The following is a 19,512-nucleotide window of genomic DNA, read 5'->3' on the forward strand; positions in this document are numbered from 1 at the left end:
CGTTCCGCCGTCGGCCTCCCCTTTGCGTTGCTGGGCGCGGCCCTACATTTCGATTGATTCCACCCGTTCGGGGCGGCTGTCCACCCAGGCCACGAGGAGCCGGACGTCCTCGGGCATGCTGTCGTCCGTGTAGCGGACAGTGATGGTGGGGCCGGAGCGCACCAGGTTGATCTCATACAGCTGCGCGTCCGGTGTGGGGGCCTTGGCAGGGGGAGCGGGCTGCTCGTCCAGGTTGGCACGGGCAACTTCCCCGGCAAACGCCTGCGCCGCCGATTTGGGCAGGGCCTTGGTGTCCAGCTCGGTCCGGGCAATGATTCCGGCTATGCCGCCGGCCCTGATGATGGTCAGCTTCATGAAAGGACGCCAACCTCCTTCCACGCGTTGTGCACGGCTTCCTGTTCGGCCGCGCCGAAGAGCGTCCCGGCGACGTCCACCGTGGCATGGGCGGCGGCGTCGAACTGCGTTGTGGGGCGCAGCTTGGTGGTCAGCACCTCAAACCAGATCCGGCCTGCCTTCTCCCAGGCGTAGCCGCCCAGGGCCGTGGCCGCAAGTGCGAAGGCGCGGTTGGGGATGCCGGAGTTGATGTGCACCCCGCCGTTGTCGTTGCGGGGGTCGTTGTCGTCTGGCAGGTCCACGTAGTCGTCCATGTGCCCTGGCTGGCGGTCCCCGGAATGGGATGTGCCGGGGTGGGCCATGTTGCGCAGGGCCGCGCCCAGGCCGGGGACCAGGATTCCCTCGCCAATGAGCCAGTTGGCTTCCGCTGCGGTCTGGTTGAGGCCGTGCTGCTTGACCAGGGAGCCGAACACGTCCGAGAAGGACTCATTCAGCGCCCCCGACTGCTTGCTGTAGACCAGCCCGGCCGTGAACTCGGTGATGCCGTGTGTGAGCTCGTGGGCAATGACGTCGATGGCCCGGGTCAGGCCGCCAACCTGGAAGATGCGGCCGCTGCCGTCCCCGTAGACCATCTGCGAGCCGTCCCAGAAGGCGTTGTCGAAGGCGACGCCGTAGTGGACGGTGGAGATGAGTTCCATCCCTGCCCCGTCCAGGGAGCTGCGGCCGAACAGGTCGCGGTAGAACTCGTACGTGGCATTGCTGCCGTCGTAGGCCTGGTTGACGGCTTCGTCCTCCACCGGCGGCTTTTCCCAGCCCCGCACCAGAACGCCGGGCAGGAAAGGCCGCCCGTGCTTTTCGTTGTCATAGACGCTCAGCCGCTCGCCCGTGTCCAGGGCCGCCCCCATCAAGGCCCCCGTGTGGACGTTGAGCCGGCGGCTCAGCTGCCCCATCACGGCGCGCTGGGAGCGCATGGCGGCGGAGGTGGCCAGGGCCCTCACCGCGGCCTCGCGCTGCTTGGGGCTGCCCTCCAGCGCCAACCAGCCAAGCAGGTCCGGCGGCGCAATGGTGCACAGCGCAGAATTCAACATTTCCGGCATGATCCTTGTCCCTTCCCCAGTGGCAGCGCAGCGGGCCCCGTCCCGGCCGTGGTGCCTTCCCCCGGCCATGATTGCGCCGTTGCAACCATGATGCGCTTGATGCCGGCCGGCGGCAAGCACTGGGCTGCCGGTGTCTGGGCGGCGCCGCTGGTGGTGCCGCGTACTCCCGCAGGAGTATGCCTGCCTGCCCGCACGGGGTGATGTGCGCTTTGCGGCTGCGGGGCTACGCTCATTGCATGAGAGCTGCGCACCGCCGTGGGCCAATGGTGGGCCTTGCCATCCTTGCCGCCGCGGTGCAACTGGCCGGCACGCATTTCGCGGCGGCCCGGCAGCCCCTGGCGCACCCGCTGGACGGCTTCGGCGTCGTGCTTCTGCTGGCCGGCCCCGCCCTGCTGTTGCTGCACCGCCGCGCCCCCGAGGTGATGCTTGCCGGTGCCGTGGCGGTGACGGCCGCCTACCTGGCTCTGCGCTACCCGTGGGGCCCGGTGCCGATGTCACTGGCGCTGGCCGTGGTCCTGGCCACGGCGGCCGGGCGTCGCGTGTTCAGCTGGTCCGTGGCAGGGGTGCTGGTGGCTGCGCTGTTCACCTGGGCCGCGGTGCGAGGGGCACAGTTCGACCTGGTCAGGGCCTCGGCCGTGTCCGGCTGGCTCGTGATCCTGGTGCTCATCGGCGAGGGCCTGCGGCTGCGCCTGGACCGGGCGGCCGAGCGGCGGGCCAAGGCACGTGAGGACAAGCTGCGCGCCGAGGACGAGTACCGGCTGGCGCTGGCCCGCGACATCCACGACGTCGTGGCCCATTCCCTGTCCATGATCAACGTGCGCGCCTCCGTTGCCCTGCACCTGGCCGACCGCGACCCCGCCCAGCTCAAGCCTGCGCTGGAGGCCATCAAGGAGGGCAGCAAGGAGTCGCTGGACCAGGTCCGGGAACTGCTGGGTGTGCTGCGCCAGGACGCCCCGCGCCGCCCCGGCCTGTCCCTCGAGGGGATTCCCGCCCTCGTGGAGGATGCCAGGCTGGGCGGCCTGGCTGCGAGCCTGCAGTACGACGGCGACCCCTCCCTGGTGCGCGGGCGCCTCGGCCCGGAGGGGGAGACCGTGGCCTACCGGGTGGTGCAGGAGGCCGTGACGAACGCAGTGCGACACGCCGGCGCCACGACGCTCGCGGTGCGGATCGGGCCGGCCGCGGACGGGCGGCTGCGCATCGACGTGGACGACGACGGCTCCGGGCTGGGCAACCGTGCCGAGGGCAACGGCCTGCGCGGAATGCGCGAGCGCCTGGCCGGGGTGGGCGGTGCCGTGGAGCTGGTGGAGCTGCATCCCGGGCTGGGCGTGCGCGCCACCCTGCCGCTGCACCCCGGCGTTCCCGCACCAGGAGGCCGGCCATGATCCGCATCCTCATCGCCGACGACCAGACACTCATCCGCGCCGGCTTCCGCGCCCTCCTGGACGCCGAACCCGACATGGCGGTGGTCGGGGAGTCCGGCACCGGCGCCGGCACAGTGGCCCAGGCCCGGGAGCTCAAGCCCGACGTGATACTCATGGACATCCGCATGCCCGACGGCGACGGGCTCACCGCCGGTGCCGCCATCCTGGCGGACCCTGCGCTCGCCGGCACGCACATCCTGGTGCTGACCACCTTTGAACTCGATGAGTACATTGTCGAGGCTGTGCAAATGGGCGCCGCCGGCTTCCTGGTCAAGGACACCGAACCGGCCGAACTGATCCGTGCCGTGCGCGTGGTGAACGACGGCGACGCCCTCCTGTCGCCGTCCGTGACCCGCCGGCTCATGGCGGCCATGGCCCATGTGTCGCGCAACGTGGCACAGCCCCCGGAACTGGGCCAGGTCACGGCGCGTGAACGCGAGGTGCTGGCGCTTGTGGGGGAGGGGCTGAACAACGCCGAGATCGCCGAACGCCTCTTCATCACCCCCTTGACGGCCAAGACCCACGTCTCACGCATCATGCTCAAGCTCGGGGCACGCGACCGCGTGCAGCTCGTGGTCACCGCCTACGAATCCGGCCTGGTCCGCCCCGGCTGGAACGTTTAGTCCCCACGCCCTCCCTCGCCTCGTGCCTCGGCCAGGGAACCCTCGGGCGCGTGGGCCCTTGCGAGGACCAGGGCGCCTGTATCCCGGGGGAGTACTGCACACGGCCAAAGAGCCTCCCTGCGGCAGACGCCGTCGAACGCCCCAAACGGAAGAGTTGAACCACAGCCGAACGACGGCTGGGAACAACCCAAGGGGAACACCATGTTTGCAGCACTCGGCACAACGGCAATGGGCGCACAGGCTGCGCTCGCAGCACACGCCATGAACCACGGCGTTGGATGGGGGCCGGGGCCTTGGTTCCTGCTCATCCCGCTGTTCTGGATTGTGGTGATCGGCCTGTTCATCTTCCTCGGCCCGCGCCGGTGGCGCCGCAGCCGCGAATGGCACCAGCACCAGGGCGCCGAGTCCGTGCTGCGGGAGCGCTACGCCCGCGGCGAGGTGGACGAGACCGAATACCGCCAGCGCCTGGAGGTGCTGCGCAGCCAGGGAAAGCAGTAGCCGCGGGCGGCCCGCCCGCAACGTGACCATTCCATCGAAACTGCAGCACATGCCGTTTTCGCCCCGCAAAGCGGCATGTGCTGCAGTTTGGAATATGTTCGCCGCTGGTGGAAGCCGGTCCGCAGGACGCCGGGCGTTTGAGAGAATGGATGCATGACTTCTCTTGGAACCGGCAAAATGTCCAAACCCGGCAAGTTCTCTGGCCTTGGCACCATTGTGCTGGCGATTGTATTCCTGGTTGCCCTTGTTTTTGCAGCCAACAACAGCACGGTGCTGGGCTGGATCATCGCAGTGATCGCACTGGGCTGGCTGGTCCTCTCCACGTTCGTGTACATCGGCGTGCACAAGGCCGCGGCCTTCGGCGCCCGGCAGGTGGCGCTGGCCCAGGCACAGATGGCGCAGCAGAACAGCAGCAATGCCGGCTCCGACGGCGGCACGCGCCTGGTCTCGCAGGATTCCGGTTCACGCACGGCCGAGAAGGCGCGCGACATGAAGCTGGACCACTCCTTCAAGATCATCACCGTCCAGGTCGGCGTGGTCAACGAATACCTGGGCAAGGACCCCGAAATGGTGGCCCGGGCACTGGAAACCATTGAAATCACCGCCACCAACGGCCGCGGCATGATCAACCCCAACTGGGAGGCCCAGGAAGCCAAGATGGACGCCGCCATGGCCAAGAAAAACGCCGAACGCGCCCAGGAGGCACAGGGCACCGACGGCGGGGACGAGCCCGTCAGCGGCGTCGTCATCGACTAGCCGGGGCGTCGGCAATCAAGGCATCAGCGGACTCCTGCGGGTAAGGTGGAACAAGTGAGCAACGGTATGGAAAACGGTCGATTGAGGATCGCAAGCGTCAACGTCAACGGCATTCGCGCCGCATACAAGAACGGCATGGGCCCCTGGCTCGCCGAACGCGATGTGGACATCCTGTGCCTGCAGGAAGTGCGCGCACCCGATGCGATCGTCGAGGGCTTCCTGGGCGAGGACTGGCACTTGCTCCACGCCGAGGCAGAGGCCAAGGGCCGTGCCGGTGTGCTGATCGCCACCCGCAAGGACCGCCTGGAACCCGTTGCCACCCGCATCGGCATCGGCGAGGACTACTTCGCCACCACGGGCCGCTGGGTCGAGGCGGACTACGCCCTCACCGGCTCCGATGGAACGCCCACCACCCTGACGGTGGTCAGCGCCTACGTCCACTCCGGCGAGGTGGGCACCCCCAAGCAGGACGACAAGTTCCGTTTCCTGGACACAATGATCGGCCGCCTGCCCGCGCTGGCCGGCGCAAGCGACCACGCCCTGGTGGTTGGCGACTTGAACGTGGGCCACAAGACCCTGGACATCAAGAACTGGAAGGGCAACGTCAAGCGTGCCGGCTTCCTGCCCGAGGAACGCGCCTACTTTGACCGCTTCTTCGGCGAGGAAATCGGCTGGAAGGACGTGGCCCGCGAGCTCGCCGGCGAGGTCGAAGGACCCTACACCTGGTGGTCCAACCGGGGACAGGCATTCACCAACGACACCGGTTGGCGCATCGACTACCACATGGCCACCCCCGGCCTGCTGGCCAAGGCCGAGAGCTGCGTCGTGGACCGTGCCGAATCGTACGAGGCACGCTTCTCCGACCACGCCCCGCTCGTCGTCGACTACAAGTTCTAAGAGGACCCTACAAATCCATGAGTGAAATTTCCGCACGCCCCCGCGTGCTCTCGGGCATGCAGCCCTCCGGGGACTCCCTGCACCTGGGCAACTACCTTGGCGCACTGGTCAACTGGGTCAAGACCCAGGATGACTACCAAACACTGTTCTTCATCCCCGACATGCACGCCATCACCGTCACCCAGGACCCGGCGGAGCTGCGCGCCCGCACCCGCAAGACGGCGGCCCAGTACATTGCCGGCGGCATCGACACTGAAAAGTCCACACTGTTTGTGCAGTCCCATGTGCCCGAGCACGCCCAGCTGGCCTGGGTGCTGAACTGCATCACCGGGTTCGGCGAAGCGTCCCGCATGACCCAGTTCAAGGACAAGTCCGCCAAGGGCGGGGCCGACATGGCCAGCGTCGGCCTGTTCACGTACCCCGTGCTCATGGCCGCCGACATCCTCCTGTACCGCCCCGAGGGCGTGCCGGTGGGCGATGACCAGCGCCAGCACGTGGAGCTTGCCCGCGACCTGGCCAAGCGCTTCAACCACCGCTTTGGCGACACCTTTGTGGTCCCGGAGGCCTTCATCCAGAAGGAAGGCGCCCGAATCTACGACCTGCAGAATCCGACGGCGAAAATGTCCAAGTCCGCTTCGGGCCCCAACGGGCTCATCAACATCCTGGACGAGCCGAAGGTCACCGCCAAGCGCATCAAGTCGGCAGTGACCGACGCCGGAACCGTGGTTGCACACGACCGCGAGAACAAGCCCGGCGTCACCAACCTGCTGGAGATCCTGTCCACGCTGACCGAAAAGCCGGTGGACACGCTCGTGGCAGAGTACGAAGGCAAGATGTACGGGCACCTGAAGGTGGACGTTGCCGACGCCGTCGTGGACCGCCTGGACCCCATCCGCAAGCGCACCCTGGAACTGCTGGACGACCCCGCCGAGCTGGACACGCTGCTGGCGCACGGCGCGGCCAAGGCCCGCGAAATTGCCTCGGCAACGCTGGCCGACGTCTACGCCAAGGTCGGCTTCCTGCCTCCCCTCGGGACGGTCGGATAGCCATGCCGGGCATTGGTCAAAGCGGGGCTTCCCCGGCCCCGCACGCCGACAGCCTGGGAGTCATCATCTCCCTGCCGCAGGCCCTCGCGGACGGGCTCGGCGCAAAGCGGGCCGCCTACGCAGGTCCGGATGCCGCCGTCGTGCCTCCGCACATCACCCTGGTCTCGGGCCGCGCCCGCGGATCCTGGGAAGAGGCGGCCGAGCACGTGCGCAAGGTGGCCGCGGCGGGCAAGCCGTTCGTCATCTCGCTGCGCGGCACGGGAACCTTTGAGCCGGTGTCGCCTGTGGTGTTCCTGAACGTTTCCGAGGGTGCCGCGGAGTGCGAACGGCTGCACGAGGAACTCCTTGAGGGCCCGCTGGAACACCTCCTGGAGTTCGACTTCCACCCCCACCTGACAGTTGCCCACGATCTCGACGCGCCCAACATGGCCCGCGCCAAGGCCGAAATGGCCGGCTATGAGGCAGACTTTGAAGTGACAAGCATCGGCCTGTTCGACCATTTGGCGGGCGAGTGGGCCCTGCGTGAGGAGTTGCAGCTTGGGGGACCGGGAGAGCGCTGAGGCCGCGAAGGCCACCATCCCTGCGCCCGTCCCCGCGCGCGACGCCGGGTACTTCCCGGGCGCCGTGGCCCCCGGCGTGAAGGCCAAGCGCCCCATCGCCGGTCCCGCCAAGGCCCCGCCCAGCCCCCTGGACCGCACGGTCCTTGCCAGCTGGGCAGCCAGCCGGCGCGCGGAGCTCGACGAGGCCCGCAGGCAGGGAGGCCCGCTCCGGCAGCTCCCGGCCCTCATGCAGTGGCTCAACGCCTGGGCGGCCCAGTTCTTCCCCGTGCGTGTCTGGAACCTGTACACCCGCCGCCGCGGGCCCCTGCTGGCCGCCGGCAACGCCTATCTCATGTTCTTTTCCGTCGGTGCCATGCTGGTGGCCGGCTTCGCCATTTTCGGCATCATTGCCGCCGGCAACCAGGTGCTGCGTGACGCCGTGATCGACCTCGTGGCCGAAAGCACGCCGGGCCTGATAAACACCGGCGACGGCCGCGGCGGCCTGGCCACGCCCGAGCAGCTCCTGGGCAAGGGCGGCTTCACCACGACGCTGCTGGTCTCGCTCACAGCCTTGATCATCACGTCCCTGGGATGGATCAACGGGCTGCGGGAGGGCATCCGCTCCATCCTGGGCCTGGCCCGGGACCGCACCAACCCCGTGCTGTCCAAGGTGCGCGACGCCGGTACCCTGCTGGTCCTGGCCGTGGCACTCGTCCTCACGAGCGCCCTGGGCGTGCTCAGCACAGCCGCCATGGGCACCATCAGCGAGGCGCTGGGCTGGGGCACGTTCCTGACCGGCGCCACTGCCCGGCTGAGCTCCATTGTGCTCATGTTCGTCCTGGACGTGGCGGTGGCCATGGTCATGTTCAGCCTTGCCTCCCGCGTGCAGATGCCGCGCCGCGTGCTGCTCGTGGCCGCGATTTTCTCCGGCGCCGGTGCCACGGTGCTGCGCTCCTTCAGCGCCCTTCTGCTCAACGGCATCACGGGCAACGCCCTCCTGGCACCGTTCGCGGTGATCCTGGGGCTCTTCGTCTGGTTCTTCCTGCTCAGCCAGGTGTACTTGATCTCGGCCGCGATTGCCGCGGTCCTCTCCGCCGACCTCCGCCCGCACGCACCGCACCGGCTCTCCGCGGCCGCCTCAGCCTCGGTTCACCGGGACTGACGGAGCACGGCGCCGCCCCGCGGCCCGGATGCGTCGAGTCTGACGGAGCGCTGCAGGGGCGACGTTGCGCAACGTCTCCCCTGGCACCTCTCCGTCAGACTCGGCGCGAAGGGCCCGTGCCCTTGACACGGGAACCGTCCAGGGCATAGACCGGGTGGTGGCCTTCGACCTTTTTGGGGTGGCCAGGATGGCAACGACGCCGTTCGCGAAGGCCACATTGCGATGCAATACGGAGGTTAAGATGAAATCTCGCGCCGTGACCCGGCTCCTTTCACTGGCCGGAGGCGCCGCCCTGGTGGCGGCAAGCTGCGTGGCAGCGGTCCCCGCGGCGCCGCCGCCCGGCACAGCCTTTCCCGATGTCCACCCCGCCGTGAGCGATTTTGTCCAGATCAACAACTCCGCCACCCCGCCCACCGAGGCCCAGTGCGCCTCTGCCGGCAGGCGTTGTTTCACCCCGGCGTCCACACGCGCCGCATACAACGTGGGCCCCCTGTACGCGGGCGGCTTTGACGGTACCGGTGTCACGATCGCCATCGTGGATTCGTACGGCAGCGACACCATGGCCCACGACCTGCACGTCTACAACCAGGCATTCAACCTGCCGCCCATGTGCGGGGAGGAGGCCGTGGTGTGCACGCCAGGGATGCCAACGTTTAGCGTGTTGCACCTGCAGGGCTCGCCGGCCACCAAGGCCCCGCCTGCCAAGAGCAAGGGAACGGGCCAGGAAGACAAGTCCGCCTGGGCCCTTGAGGTGGCGCTCGACGTCGAGACCGCACACGCCATGGCGCCGGGCGCCAACATCCTGCTCGTGGCCACCCCCACCGCCGAAACTCTCGGCGTCCAGGGGCTGCCTCAGATGATGGCCGCAGAGCAGTACGTGGTGGACCACCACCTGGCCCAGGTCATCTCGCAGAGCTTCGCCACGGCCGAGGACGCGTTCCACAACCCGAACTCGCTGACAAACCTGCGCCATGCCTTCATTTCAGCGGCGCAGAACGGTGTCACGGTGCTCGGTTCCTCGGGCGACGGCGGTTCGGCCAACCCTCCGAAGGCACCCGTGGCAGGGCCCAAGGCCGGAGCGCCGTTCCCCTTCCCGACCGTTGAGTGGCCCGCCTCCGACCCGCTGGTGACAGGGGTGGGAGGCACCTACCTGTGCACCGATCCCACGGCCACCTCCGGGCGAACCGTTGACAGCCTGGTGCCCCCGGCTGCATGCCAAAACAACCCCGGCCAGGCCGAGGTGGGCTGGACCTTCTCCGGGGGCGGATTCAGCCACGTCTTTGCCCGTCCCGGCTACCAGTCGGCATTGCCCGCCGGCAGCACTCCCATCGGTGCCATGCGCGGTGTTCCCGACATCGGCCTGCAGGCCAGCGCCGGCACAGGGGCCCTGGTGTACCTGAGCCTTCCCCCGGACGGGCAGGGCGGCCTGATGTGTGGCAGCGTTCCCTGCAGCACCGGCTGGTACGACATCGGCGGAACATCGCTGTCCTGTCCCCAGTGGGCGGGACTGGTTGCCATCGCCGCCCAGATGAACGGGGGAGGGCTGGGACTGATCAACCCGGCGCTCTACAAGCTCGGTGCCAACCCGGCAACTTACGCCAGCGACTTCTTTGACGTGACCACGGGCAACAACACGGCAGATCCCACAGTCGCCGGCTACCCGGCGACAACTGGCTGGGACCCGGTGACCGGGCTTGGCACCCCGAATGCGGCGTCCCTGTTGCCGGACCTGGTGGCCGCTGTGCGGGCCGGTTGACAGCCCGCTGCGCCGAGTCTGACGGAGCGCTGCAGGGGAGACGTTGCGCAACGTCTCTGCGGGCACCTCTCCGTCAGACTCGGCGCCATGGGGCCGGGCCGTGGGGGTCAGTGGGCCAGTGCAGCGAGGATTCTGTGCTTGAACGCAGCCTCGTTGAACAGGTCCTTCCACTCGATGCGCAGCACAGTCCAACCTGCCTCGATGAGCGCAGCCTCCCGCTTGCGCTCCCGGTACACAGCCTCGTCGGTGGGGCGGTACTGGAAATACTTGCGCTTTCCGTCAAACTCCAACACCACCTTCTGCCGCACCCAGGCGAAATCCGCCCGGAACTGGCCCAGCCGGGTGTCGATCCAGTGCTGCAGCTCGGGCATTTCAATGAGCAGCTCCCGCATGAGGTCACGCGTCAGTGTCTCACCGGGGGACTCCGAGAGGGCATCGGCAAAGCGCAGCACCTTGCGCAGCGTCCTGATGCCCCGGTGCCTGCCCAGGCTGTCCGCCACGGCGAGCATCTTCGGCAAGGACGCGCCCAACCGCAAGGCGTGGTCGGCAATGATGAGGGCCTGCTTGTAGGGCAGGGTGAGTGCGCAGTCCACCACTGTCCGTTCCAGGGACGTCACCTTGGTGCGGTTGACCTCCACAATGTCGCCAGGGGCCAGCGTGCAGACGTGGACCGCAGTGTCCTTGCCACATCCATCCTTTGACGGCTTGCCTGGTTGGGTCACGTGGACCAAGTCATCCACATTCCACAGGTGGAGGCCGTGCATGATCGCGGCAGAGGTGTGGCTGTACACATACCCCCTGGCGGAAGTGGTCCGTGTGGCGAAGCTGTGCAGGCGCACTCGGTACAGTCGTTGCGCGTCGATTGACAGCCCGGCCCACCAAGAGGCGAGCACATAGCATCCTGGGCGCAATCGCATCAGTGTGCCGTCCTCGACCAGGCGCCGGATGGAGCGGGAGCCAAACCCTGCTTCACGCAGTTCGGCGGTGCGGTATGCCACCTTGCGGGTGGAGAAGGCTGCCTTCAGCCGGGCCCGTGCGGGAGAAGTGTCCGCGGCATGGCCGCCCGGGGTGGTGCCGGCGTCGAACGCTGGGGGAGTGAAGTGCGGCTTCATGCATCAAGCCTGCGCCTCCAAACCCCCGAATAGCGGGGCCTGGGGCAATCTGTGGAAAACCCTGGATTCGCCGAGTCTGACGGAGCGCTGCCGCGGGGGCGGTGGGGCCCCGCTCCGCCGGGCACACGACGGCCGCCACGGCGGGCGCTGCCGCGGAGACGTTGCGCACCGTCTCCGCGGGCAACTCTCCGTCAGACTCGGCGAAGCGGGCGGCGAAGCGGGAACGCAAAAGCGCCGCCCCCGTCAAAGGGAGCGGCGCTTGAGCTGAAAAGGGAAAGCTAGATCTTGCGGGCCAGGATGGCCTGCTTGACCTCGGCAATTGCCTGGGTCACCTGGATGCCGCGGGGGCATGCTTCCGAGCAGTTGAAGGTGGTGCGGCAGCGCCACACGCCTTCCTTGTCGTTGAGGATTTCCAGGCGCATGTCGCCGGCATCGTCGCGGGAGTCAAAGATGAAGCGGTGCGCGTTCACAATGGCTGCCGGGCCGAAGTACTGGCCGTCGGTCCAGAACACGGGGCAGGATGACGTGCACGCGGCGCACAGGATGCACTTGGTGGTGTCGTCAAAACGCTCGCGGTCCTCGGCGGACTGCAGGCGCTCCTTGGCGGGCTCGTGGCCGCGGTTGACCAGGAAGGGCATGACCTCGCGGAAGGACTGGAAGAACGGCTCCATGTCCACGATGAGGTCCTTCTCAACGGGCAGGCCCTTGATGGGCTCAACCGTGATGGGCTTGGACGTGTCCAGGTCCTTCAGCAGGGTCTTGCAGGCCAGGCGGTTGCGGCCGTTGATGCGCATGGCATCGGAACCGCAAACACCGTGCGCGCAGGAGCGGCGGAAGGTCAGCGACCCGTCCTGCTCCCACTTGACCTTGTGCAGGGCATCCAACACGCGGTCGGTGCCGTACATGGTCATGGTGAAGTCTTCCCACGTGGACTCTTCCGAGACCTCGGGGTTGTAGCGGCGCACGCGCAGGGTGACGTTGAACGTGGGGATTTCCCCGCCGCCGCCCAGGTGTGCCGGAATTTCAATCTTGGATGCGGGCTCCGGCAGTTCAGCTTCTACGGCGCTCATTAGTACTTCCTCACCATCGGCTGGTAGCGGGTAACGACAACAGGCTTGGTTTCCAGGCGGATGCCGGCGATGTGCTCCTGGGAGCTCTCCGCGGTCACGCCTGAATCCAGGTATGCCATGGAGTGCTTCATGAAGTTCTCATCGTCGCGGTCCGGGAAGTCCTCGCGGTAGTGGCCGCCACGGGATTCTTCGCGGTGCAGGGCTGCAACGGTCATGACCTTGGCCAGTTCCAGCAGGAAGCCCAGCTCCACGGCCTCCAGGAGGTCAAGGTTGAAACGCTTGCCCTTGTCCTGGACGGTGATGCGCGTGTAGCGCTCCTCGAAGACCTCAATGTCGGCCAGCACCTTGTTCAGGGAGTCCTTGGTGCGGAACACCTGCATGTTGGCATCCATGGTGTCCTGCAGGTCCTTGCGGATCAGCGCAACCTTCTCGCCGCCGTCGGACGTGCGGACATGCTCCAGCATTGCCACGGTGTCGGCTTCCGGGTTCTCCGGCAGCTCAACGAAATCGGCAGTCTTGGCGTACTCAGCCGCGGCAACGCCGGCACGCTTGCCGAACACGTTGATGTCCAGCAGCGAGTTGGTGCCCAGGCGGTTGGAGCCGTGGACGGACACGCAGGCAACCTCGCCGGCTGCGAACAGGCCGGGGATCACCGTGTTGTTGTCCTGGAGAACCTCTGTGGTGATGTTCGTGGGAACACCGCCCATGGCGTAGTGCGCCGTGGGGAACACGGGGACGGGCTCCGTGTACGGCTCCACACCCAGGTAGGTGCGGGCGAACTCGGTGATGTCCGGGAGCTTGGCGTCAATGTGCGCCGGTTCCAGGTGCGTCAGGTCAAGGAGGACGTAGTCCTTGTTCGGGCCGCAGCCGCGGCCTTCACGGACCTCGTTGGCCATGGAGCGGGCCACGATGTCGCGGGGCGCCAGGTCCTTGATGGTGGGGGCGTAGCGCTCCATGAAGCGCTCACCGTCCGAGTTGCGCAGGATCGCACCTTCACCGCGGGCGGCCTCGGACAGGAGGATGCCCAGGCCCGCAAGGCCTGTCGGATGGAACTGGAAGAACTCCATGTCTTCCAGCGGGATGCCCTTGCGGAACGCGATGCCCATGCCGTCGCCGGTCAGGGTGTGTGCGTTGGAGGTGGTCTTGAAGACCTTGCCCGCACCGCCCGTTGCCAGGACCACTGACTTGGCCTGGAAAATGTGCAGTTCGCCGGTGGCCAGGTCGTAGGAGACCACGCCTGCGGTCTTCTTCTGCAGGTAGACGGTGCCGTCCTCGCGGGTGGCTTCCTCTTCAACCGTCAGCAGGTCCAGGACGTAGTACTCGTTGTAGAACTCAACGTTGTGCTTGACGCAGTTTTGGTACAGGGTCTGCAGGATCATGTGTCCGGTGCGGTCCGCTGCGTAGCAGGCACGGCGCACGGGCGCCTTGCCGTGGTCGCGGGTGTGGCCGCCGAAGCGTCGCTGGTCAATGCGTCCCTCGGGCGTGCGGTTGAACGGCAGGCCCATCTTTTCCAGGTCGATCACGGCGTCGATGGCTTCCTTGGCCATGACCTCCGCGGCGTCCTGGTCCACCAAGTAGTCGCCACCCTTGACGGTGTCAAAGGTGTGCCACTCCCAGTTGTCCTCTTCGACGTTGGCCAGGGCTGCGCACATGCCGCCCTGGGCAGCGCCGGTGTGGGAGCGGGTGGGGTAGAGCTTGGTCAGGACAGCGGTGTGGGCGCGCTGGCCGGATTCAATGGCGGCACGCATTCCTGCGCCACCGGCCCCGACGATAACGACGTCGTATTTGTGGACCTGCATACTGGATGCTCTTTCTCTCATTTACTGCGCAAAATACTGGTGTTCACTTCTGCCCCGCCAGGCATGCCCGGCGGTGTCCTTCAAAAGTTAGGGAACGGGGCAGAAGGACGGAAGGTCAATGACGGCGCCCGGGGGGCACGGGTCAAAGGTGAAGATGACCAGGGTGCCCAGCACGATGATCACGGCCGAGGCAATGTACAGGACCGTCTTGAGGGTCATGCGTGTGCCTGCGCGCTCGGCGTAGTCGTTGATGATGGTGCGCACACCGTTGGTGCCGTGCAGCATGGCGAGCCACAGCATGGCCAGGTCCCAGACCTGCCAGAAGGGATCGGCCCACTTGCCGGCAACGAAGCCGAAGTCGATGGCGTGGATGCCCTCGCCAACCATGAGGTTCACGAACAGGTGGCCGAAGATCAGCACGATCAGGACGACGCCGGAGAGGCGCATGAACAGCCAGGCGGCCATTTCAAAGCTGGAGCCTGAGCTCTTGCCGCGCTTGTACTTGGGCGACTGGGCGCTGTTGGAGCGCGGTGCAGCGATGGTGCTCATTTAGTGCCCCCCGAAGAAATTTGAGAAGACAATGGTGAGGTGGCGGATCAGGAACGGGATCATCGTCACGGCCCACAGTGCGAGCACGCCCCAGAGCAGCTGGCGCTGGTACTTGGGACCCTTCTTCCAGAAGTCGATCGCGATGATGCGCAGGCCGTTGAAGGCGTGGAACACGATTGCGGCGACGAGGGCAGCTTCACCCAGGCCCATGATGGGGTTCTTGTAGGCCCCAATGACTGCTGTGTACGCCTCCGGAGACACCCTCACCAAGGAGGTGTCAAGGACGTGCACCAACAAGAATATAAAAATCACTACACCGGTAATCCGGTGTCCCACCCAGGACCACATGCCTTCTCGGCCGCGGTACAGAGTGCCAGCTGGTTTTGTCGGCACTGATTAAACCTTCCCTGCATCACCGATGCGCTGGCGTGGTTCCACGCGGGGAAACGCACTCGGCGTAAGCACTCATACTTGCTGCCTAAATTTAGGCTTCGCTAACAGCATATTCAACTTAGGCACTCCTTGCTCTATGCGGCAAGTCACAGGGGTGTTGCGCGCCGTTGGGCCCGTGCCCGGCGGCCAGTGCCGGAATTCGCTTTCCCAAGAACGACGGCGGCGGGCCCGGCCTCCGCCCGTGGGTGGAAGTTTCGCGGAAAATGGCCCCGGAACGCCAGTCGCACCAGCCCCATCGCATAGGGTGGAGGTGATGAATACGCAAAATTTGGTTGACCCCGGACACCCCGCAGCGGACCCGCTGGACAGGTTCTATGCAGTGATCCCGGCCGGCGGCGTCGGCACCCGGCTGTGGCCGCTGTCCCGGGCCGCGGCCCCGAAGTTCCTCCATGACCTGACAGGCAGCGGCAGCACGCTGATCCGCGCCACCTACGACAGGCTGGAACCGCTCAGCGGCAAGAACGTCCTGCTGGTCACCGGCGAGGCGCACCGCGAGGCCGTGTGCTCCCAGCTGCCCGAAATTGCCGACGAGAACCTGGTCCTGGAAACGGAGCCGAAGGATTCCGGCGCAGCGATCGGGCTGGCCGCGGCCATCCTGTTCACCCGCGACCCCTCCACCATCATGGGTTCCTTCGCCGCCGACCAGGTCATCAGCCCCGTGGATTCCTTCCAGGACGCCGTGCGGGAGGCCATCCACACCGCGGCCACGGGCAAGATCGTCACGATCGGCATCAAGCCGACCCACCCCTCCACCGGCTTCGGCTACATCCGGATGGGTGAGCCGCTCTCCGTGGCCGGCGCCCCCAGCGCCCATGCCGTGGCAAAGTTCGTGGAGAAGCCCAACGAGGCAGTCGCCGAGCAGTACCTGGCCAGCGGCGAATACAGCTGGAACGCCGGCATGTTCGTCGCCCCGGTTGAGCTCATGCTGCGCCACCTCAAGGCCAACGAGCCCGCCCTGTATGAAGGCCTGATGGAGATTGCGCTGGCCTGGGACACCCCGGAGCGGATCGCGGTGAAGAACCGCGTCTGGCCCACCCTGCCCAAGATCGCCATCGACTACGCCGTGGCCGAACCCGCCGCCGACGCCGGCGACGTCGCCGTCATCCCCGCCGACTTCAGCTGGGACGACGTGGGCGACTTTGCCGCCATTGCCCGGCTGAGCAGCGCCAAGGAAAACAAGAACGTCAAGGTCATCGGCGAAGGCGCCCGCGTGTTCACCGACGACAGCACCGGCATTGTTGTCACCGACACCACCCGCGTCATTGCCCTGATCGGCATCCAGGACGTGGTGGTGGTGGACACCCCCGACGCACTTCTGGTCACCACCCGTGCCCACTCCCAGCTGGTCAAGCGCGCCGTGGACGGGCTGAAGGCACAGGGCGACACCGACGTCCTCTAATCCCCAACTCCTCCCCATTTCCAGCCGCTGGCGCGTCTGAAATTGGGGCCCCTCGGAGTTGTGGGCCCATCCGCACCCTCCCGTGCGCGCCGTGGCGGCGCCGCCGTCACGGCGCATTGTGTAACGCGGGGCCGTCAATGCTGCCACTGCCCGGGGACATGGTTAGAGTTTGGACTGTGCGCAATTACTCGCTGGAAACAGAACCGACGGAACTTGTAGGCCCCTGGCTGGAACCCCTGCTTGCGGAAGTCATTGAGTTCCGCCGTGACCTCCATGCCCACCCGGAGTTGTCGTTCCAGGAGTTCCGCACCTCCGGCAAGATCTACGACCGCCTTGTTGAGGCAGGGCTGTCGCCGCGCCGGCTGGAGGGAACAGGGGTCATTGTCGACGTCGGCGAGGGCCCCATTGCCACGGCGCTGCGCGGGGACATCGATGCCCTTCCCATTGTTGAGGAAACCGGGCTTCCGTTCGCCTCACGCAACCATGGTGTCACCCACGGCTGCGGCCACGACTTCCACACAGCCTCCATGCTCGGCATTGCGCTGGTGCTGGCCAAGATGCACCAGGACACCCCGCTGGGCGGGCGCATCAGGATCATCTTCCAGCCTGCCGAGGAAACCATGCCCGGTGGCGCCCTGTCCTGCATTGAGCAGGGGGCGCTCGACGGCGTCCCGCGGATCCTGGCGCTGCACTGCGACCCGCGCGTTGAAGTGGGCAAGATCGGCACCCGCATCGGGCCCATCACCAGCGCCTCCGACACCATCAAGATTGAGCTGTCCGGGCGCGGCGGCCACACCTCCCGCCCGCACCTGACCGAGGACCTGGTGTTCGCCCTGGCCCAGATCGCCATTGGCGTTCCGGCCGTGCTGTCCCGCCGCGTCGACGTGCGCAGCGGTGTATCAGTTGTCTGGGGCCAGATCAGCGCCGGCTCCGCACCCAACGCCATTCCCGGCAGCGGCATGATGAGCGGCACCATGCGCTGCCTGGACCGCGAAGCCTGGCACGCGGCCGGCGAGCTGCTGGATGACGTGGTGCAGCAGGTCGCGGCCCCCTTCGGCGTGGACGTGCACCTGGAGCACACCCGCGGCGTGCCACCCGTGGTCAACTCCGAACACGAGACGGCCGTCATCGAGGCCGCCGCCCGCGCCGAACTCGGCGAGGACTCCGTGGTCCTGGCCCCGCAGTCCATGGGCGGGGAGGACTTCGCCTGGTTCCTGCAGGGCATCCCCGGTTCCCTCATGCGCCTGGGCACCCACGTTCCCGGCGGCGAGGAATACGACCTCCACCGCGGCGACTACATCGTCGACGAACGCGCACTCTCCGTCGGCATCCGGGTCCTGTGCGCCGCCGCGCTGCGCACCCTCCGTACGCCCGCCGAAGGCTGAGCCGCCCGGCGGCATGCGGCCCGCCACGCTTCCACACACATTGCACCCGAGCGCCGTCGTCCCGGCGTGCCTATTGGCGTGCCCTCCCGCAGGGCGCCGCCGACCCGCCGGGGCGCCCCTCAGGATGCCCTCCGAAACCCCTCCCGGCGCCCTCTGGCCGGCGCCTGCCCGACTGCCCTGACCGGCCAGCGAACTACGCCGCAAACAGTGGCTTCAAGCGCTTGACGCAGACCGAAAAAAGTGCTGCTATTGGGTCTCTGGAAGCCCTTGTGTAACGGTTCCCCAACGATGGTGTTCGGGTTCCCCTCCTGCACTACCTACGAGTAGCAAAAGGACACTAGTGTGTTCCATAGCACCGCGACGCAGGGGTGCGCCAAGGCACGCGGGTTCGCTCCGCCGTCCGGCCCACACAGAGGGCCGAACAAAGGGGCAGGCCCGCGCTGGCATGTGGCGCCATTCCTTGCCAGCGGCCTTACACCCATGGAGGAACCTTGAAAAACCTGCTTCTCAAGACCGCAAAGCGCGGCGCAATTGTAGGCACTGTTGCCGTGAGCGCCGTGGCGCTCATGCTCACCGGCTGTGGCGAAGCGCCGCCGGCACCGGGTGGCAGCGGTTCGGCCAACCCGGCCGCAGCCGACTTCCTGGGCTGCATCGTCTCCGACTCCGGCGGATTCGACGACCAGTCCTTCAACCAGTCCTCCTACGAGGGCATGAAGAAGGCCCAGGCCGACCTCGGCATCCAGATGAAGGAAGCCCAGTCCGCCAGCACGGCAGACTTCGCCCCGAACCTGAGCACCATGGCCAGCGCAGGCTGCAACCTCACCGTCACTGTCGGCTTCCTGCTGGCCGAGGCCACCAAGACTGCGGCAGCGGACAACCCGGACCTGCACTACGCGATCATTGACGACAGCAGCATCAAGGCACCCAACGTCAAGCCCGTTGTGTACGACACCGCCCAGGCCGCCTTCATGGCGGGCTACGCATCGGCAGCCGTCTCCAAGACCGGCAAGGTCGGCACCTTCGGCGGCATCAACATCCCCACCGTCACCATCTTCATGGACGGCTTTGCCGACGGCGTGAAGTACTTCAACGAGAAGCAGGGCAAGAACGTCCAGCTCCTTGGCTGGAACAAGGACACCCAGCAGGGCTCCTTCGCCAACACCTTCGAGATCATCCAGGAGGGCACCAAGATCACCAACAACCTGCTCTCCGAAGGTGCCGACGTGATCATGCCCGTTGCCGGCCCGCTCGGCAAGGGTGCAGGCGACGCCGTCCTGGCCGCCAACAAGACCGGCAAGGACGCCAAGCTGGTCTGGGTTGACTCCGACGGCTTCCTCACCGCACCCACCTACAAGTCCGTCCTGCTGACCTCGGTCATCAAGACCATGGGCGAGGCTGTTGAAACCATCGTCAAGGAAGACCTCGACGGCAAGTTCGACCCGGCCCCGTACATCGGAACCCTGGACAACGGCGGCGTCTCGCTGGCACCGTTCCACGACCTGGATTCCGCCGTCAGCGCCGACACGAAGACCCAGCTTGACGAGATCAAGAAGGGCATCATCGACGGTTCCATCAAGGTGGAGTCGAAGGCCAGCCCCAAGTAATACCCGCGCACGG

The 19,512-nt window shown here is 66.8% G+C and carries 19 protein-coding genes; 12 read left to right on the top strand and 7 right to left on the bottom strand.

The genetic code is table 11. The annotated features are described in order from the left end of the window. Positions 1 to 42: 42 nt before the first annotated feature. Positions 43 to 354, bottom strand: coding sequence for a protealysin inhibitor emfourin (locus PCK14_RS08925; protein ID WP_269938127.1), 312 nt, complete (start codon positions 352 to 354; stop codon positions 43 to 45). Then, positions 351 to 1,421 (bottom strand): M4 family metallopeptidase, encoded by a 1,071-nt coding sequence (locus tag PCK14_RS08930; RefSeq protein ID WP_269938128.1) that lies wholly within the window; start codon positions 1,419 to 1,421, stop codon positions 351 to 353. Before PCK14_RS08930 ends, PCK14_RS08925 begins: the two co-directional genes overlap by 4 nt. 245 nt (positions 1,422 to 1,666) lie before the next feature. On the opposite strand from PCK14_RS08930, the gene PCK14_RS08935 reads away from it, so the two are divergent. The 9 genes from PCK14_RS08935 (at position 1,667) to PCK14_RS08975 (ending at position 10,128) form a co-directional block, all read left to right on the top strand. After that, on the top strand, positions 1,667 to 2,812 hold the full coding sequence (locus PCK14_RS08935; protein WP_269938129.1) for a sensor histidine kinase: 1,146 nt from the start codon (positions 1,667 to 1,669) through the stop codon (positions 2,810 to 2,812). Beyond that, positions 2,809 to 3,474 carry a response regulator transcription factor gene (locus PCK14_RS08940; protein ID WP_269938130.1) on the top strand — a complete coding sequence of 222 codons (666 nt, stop codon included), beginning with the start codon at positions 2,809 to 2,811 and terminating at the stop codon, positions 3,472 to 3,474. Before PCK14_RS08935 ends, PCK14_RS08940 begins: the two co-directional genes overlap by 4 nt. A gap of 201 nt (positions 3,475 to 3,675) precedes the next feature. Beyond that, complete coding sequence (locus PCK14_RS08945; RefSeq protein WP_269938131.1) at positions 3,676 to 3,972, top strand: SHOCT domain-containing protein; 297 nt, start codon at positions 3,676 to 3,678, stop codon at positions 3,970 to 3,972. A gap of 153 nt (positions 3,973 to 4,125) precedes the next feature. After that, positions 4,126 to 4,728 (top strand): hypothetical protein, encoded by a 603-nt coding sequence (locus PCK14_RS08950; RefSeq protein WP_269938132.1) that lies wholly within the window; start codon positions 4,126 to 4,128, stop codon positions 4,726 to 4,728. Between the two features lie 66 nt (positions 4,729 to 4,794). Next, positions 4,795 to 5,625: an exodeoxyribonuclease III gene (locus PCK14_RS08955; protein ID WP_269938313.1), complete on the top strand. Its 831-nt coding sequence runs from the start codon at positions 4,795 to 4,797 to the stop codon at positions 5,623 to 5,625. A 17-nt stretch (positions 5,626 to 5,642) separates the two neighbouring features. After that, positions 5,643 to 6,671 carry a tryptophan--tRNA ligase gene (gene trpS, locus PCK14_RS08960; protein WP_269938133.1) on the top strand — a complete coding sequence of 343 codons (1,029 nt, stop codon included), beginning with the start codon at positions 5,643 to 5,645 and terminating at the stop codon, positions 6,669 to 6,671. A gap of 2 nt (positions 6,672 to 6,673) precedes the next feature. Next, positions 6,674 to 7,231 (top strand): 2'-5' RNA ligase family protein, encoded by a 558-nt coding sequence (locus PCK14_RS08965; protein WP_269938134.1) that lies wholly within the window; start codon positions 6,674 to 6,676, stop codon positions 7,229 to 7,231. After that, complete coding sequence (locus PCK14_RS08970) at positions 7,209 to 8,372, top strand: YihY/virulence factor BrkB family protein (RefSeq protein ID WP_269938135.1); 1,164 nt, start codon at positions 7,209 to 7,211, stop codon at positions 8,370 to 8,372. The genes PCK14_RS08965 and PCK14_RS08970 overlap by 23 nt, the downstream gene beginning before the upstream one ends. A 241-nt stretch (positions 8,373 to 8,613) precedes the next feature. After that, positions 8,614 to 10,128 (top strand): S53 family peptidase, encoded by a 1,515-nt coding sequence (locus PCK14_RS08975; protein ID WP_269938136.1) that lies wholly within the window; start codon positions 8,614 to 8,616, stop codon positions 10,126 to 10,128. A gap of 107 nt (positions 10,129 to 10,235) precedes the next feature. Here PCK14_RS08975 and PCK14_RS08980 read toward each other — a convergent pair whose 3' ends face one another. The 5 genes from PCK14_RS08980 to sdhC form a co-directional block, all read right to left on the bottom strand. After that, positions 10,236 to 11,240, bottom strand: a complete 1,005-nt coding sequence (locus PCK14_RS08980; RefSeq protein ID WP_269938137.1) for a type IV toxin-antitoxin system AbiEi family antitoxin domain-containing protein — start codon at positions 11,238 to 11,240, stop codon at positions 10,236 to 10,238. 278 nt (positions 11,241 to 11,518) lie between these two features. After that, positions 11,519 to 12,310: a succinate dehydrogenase iron-sulfur subunit gene (locus PCK14_RS08985; protein ID WP_269938138.1), complete on the bottom strand. Its 792-nt coding sequence runs from the start codon at positions 12,308 to 12,310 to the stop codon at positions 11,519 to 11,521. Continuing rightward, the gene (sdhA, locus tag PCK14_RS08990) at positions 12,310 to 14,109 is read right to left on the bottom strand and encodes a succinate dehydrogenase flavoprotein subunit (protein WP_269938139.1); all 1,800 of its coding nucleotides are present in this window, start codon (positions 14,107 to 14,109) and stop codon (positions 12,310 to 12,312) included. Before sdhA ends, PCK14_RS08985 begins: the two co-directional genes overlap by 1 nt. Before the next feature lie 87 nt (positions 14,110 to 14,196). Beyond that, positions 14,197 to 14,658: a succinate dehydrogenase hydrophobic membrane anchor subunit gene (locus PCK14_RS08995; protein ID WP_269938140.1), complete on the bottom strand. Its 462-nt coding sequence runs from the start codon at positions 14,656 to 14,658 to the stop codon at positions 14,197 to 14,199. After that, a complete protein-coding gene (gene sdhC, locus PCK14_RS09000) occupies positions 14,659 to 15,051 on the bottom strand; it encodes a succinate dehydrogenase, cytochrome b556 subunit (protein ID WP_269938141.1) in 393 nt (130 codons plus the stop codon). 313 nt (positions 15,052 to 15,364) lie between these two features. Here sdhC and PCK14_RS09005 point away from each other — a divergent pair, with 313 nt between their 5' ends. From PCK14_RS09005 to PCK14_RS09015, 3 genes are all read left to right on the top strand, one after another. Continuing rightward, a complete protein-coding gene (locus tag PCK14_RS09005; protein WP_269938142.1) occupies positions 15,365 to 16,510 on the top strand; it encodes a mannose-1-phosphate guanylyltransferase in 1,146 nt (381 codons plus the stop codon). Between the two features lie 176 nt (positions 16,511 to 16,686). Beyond that, positions 16,687 to 17,895, top strand: a complete 1,209-nt coding sequence (locus tag PCK14_RS09010; protein ID WP_269938143.1) for an amidohydrolase — start codon at positions 16,687 to 16,689, stop codon at positions 17,893 to 17,895. Between the two features lie 491 nt (positions 17,896 to 18,386). After that, complete coding sequence (locus tag PCK14_RS09015; RefSeq protein WP_442864691.1) at positions 18,387 to 19,499, top strand: BMP family lipoprotein; 1,113 nt, start codon at positions 18,387 to 18,389, stop codon at positions 19,497 to 19,499. Positions 19,500 to 19,512: the final 13 nt, after the last annotated feature.

Source organism: Arthrobacter sp. HY1533, from assembly GCF_027568515.1.
GTDB lineage: Bacteria > Actinomycetota > Actinomycetes > Actinomycetales > Micrococcaceae > Specibacter.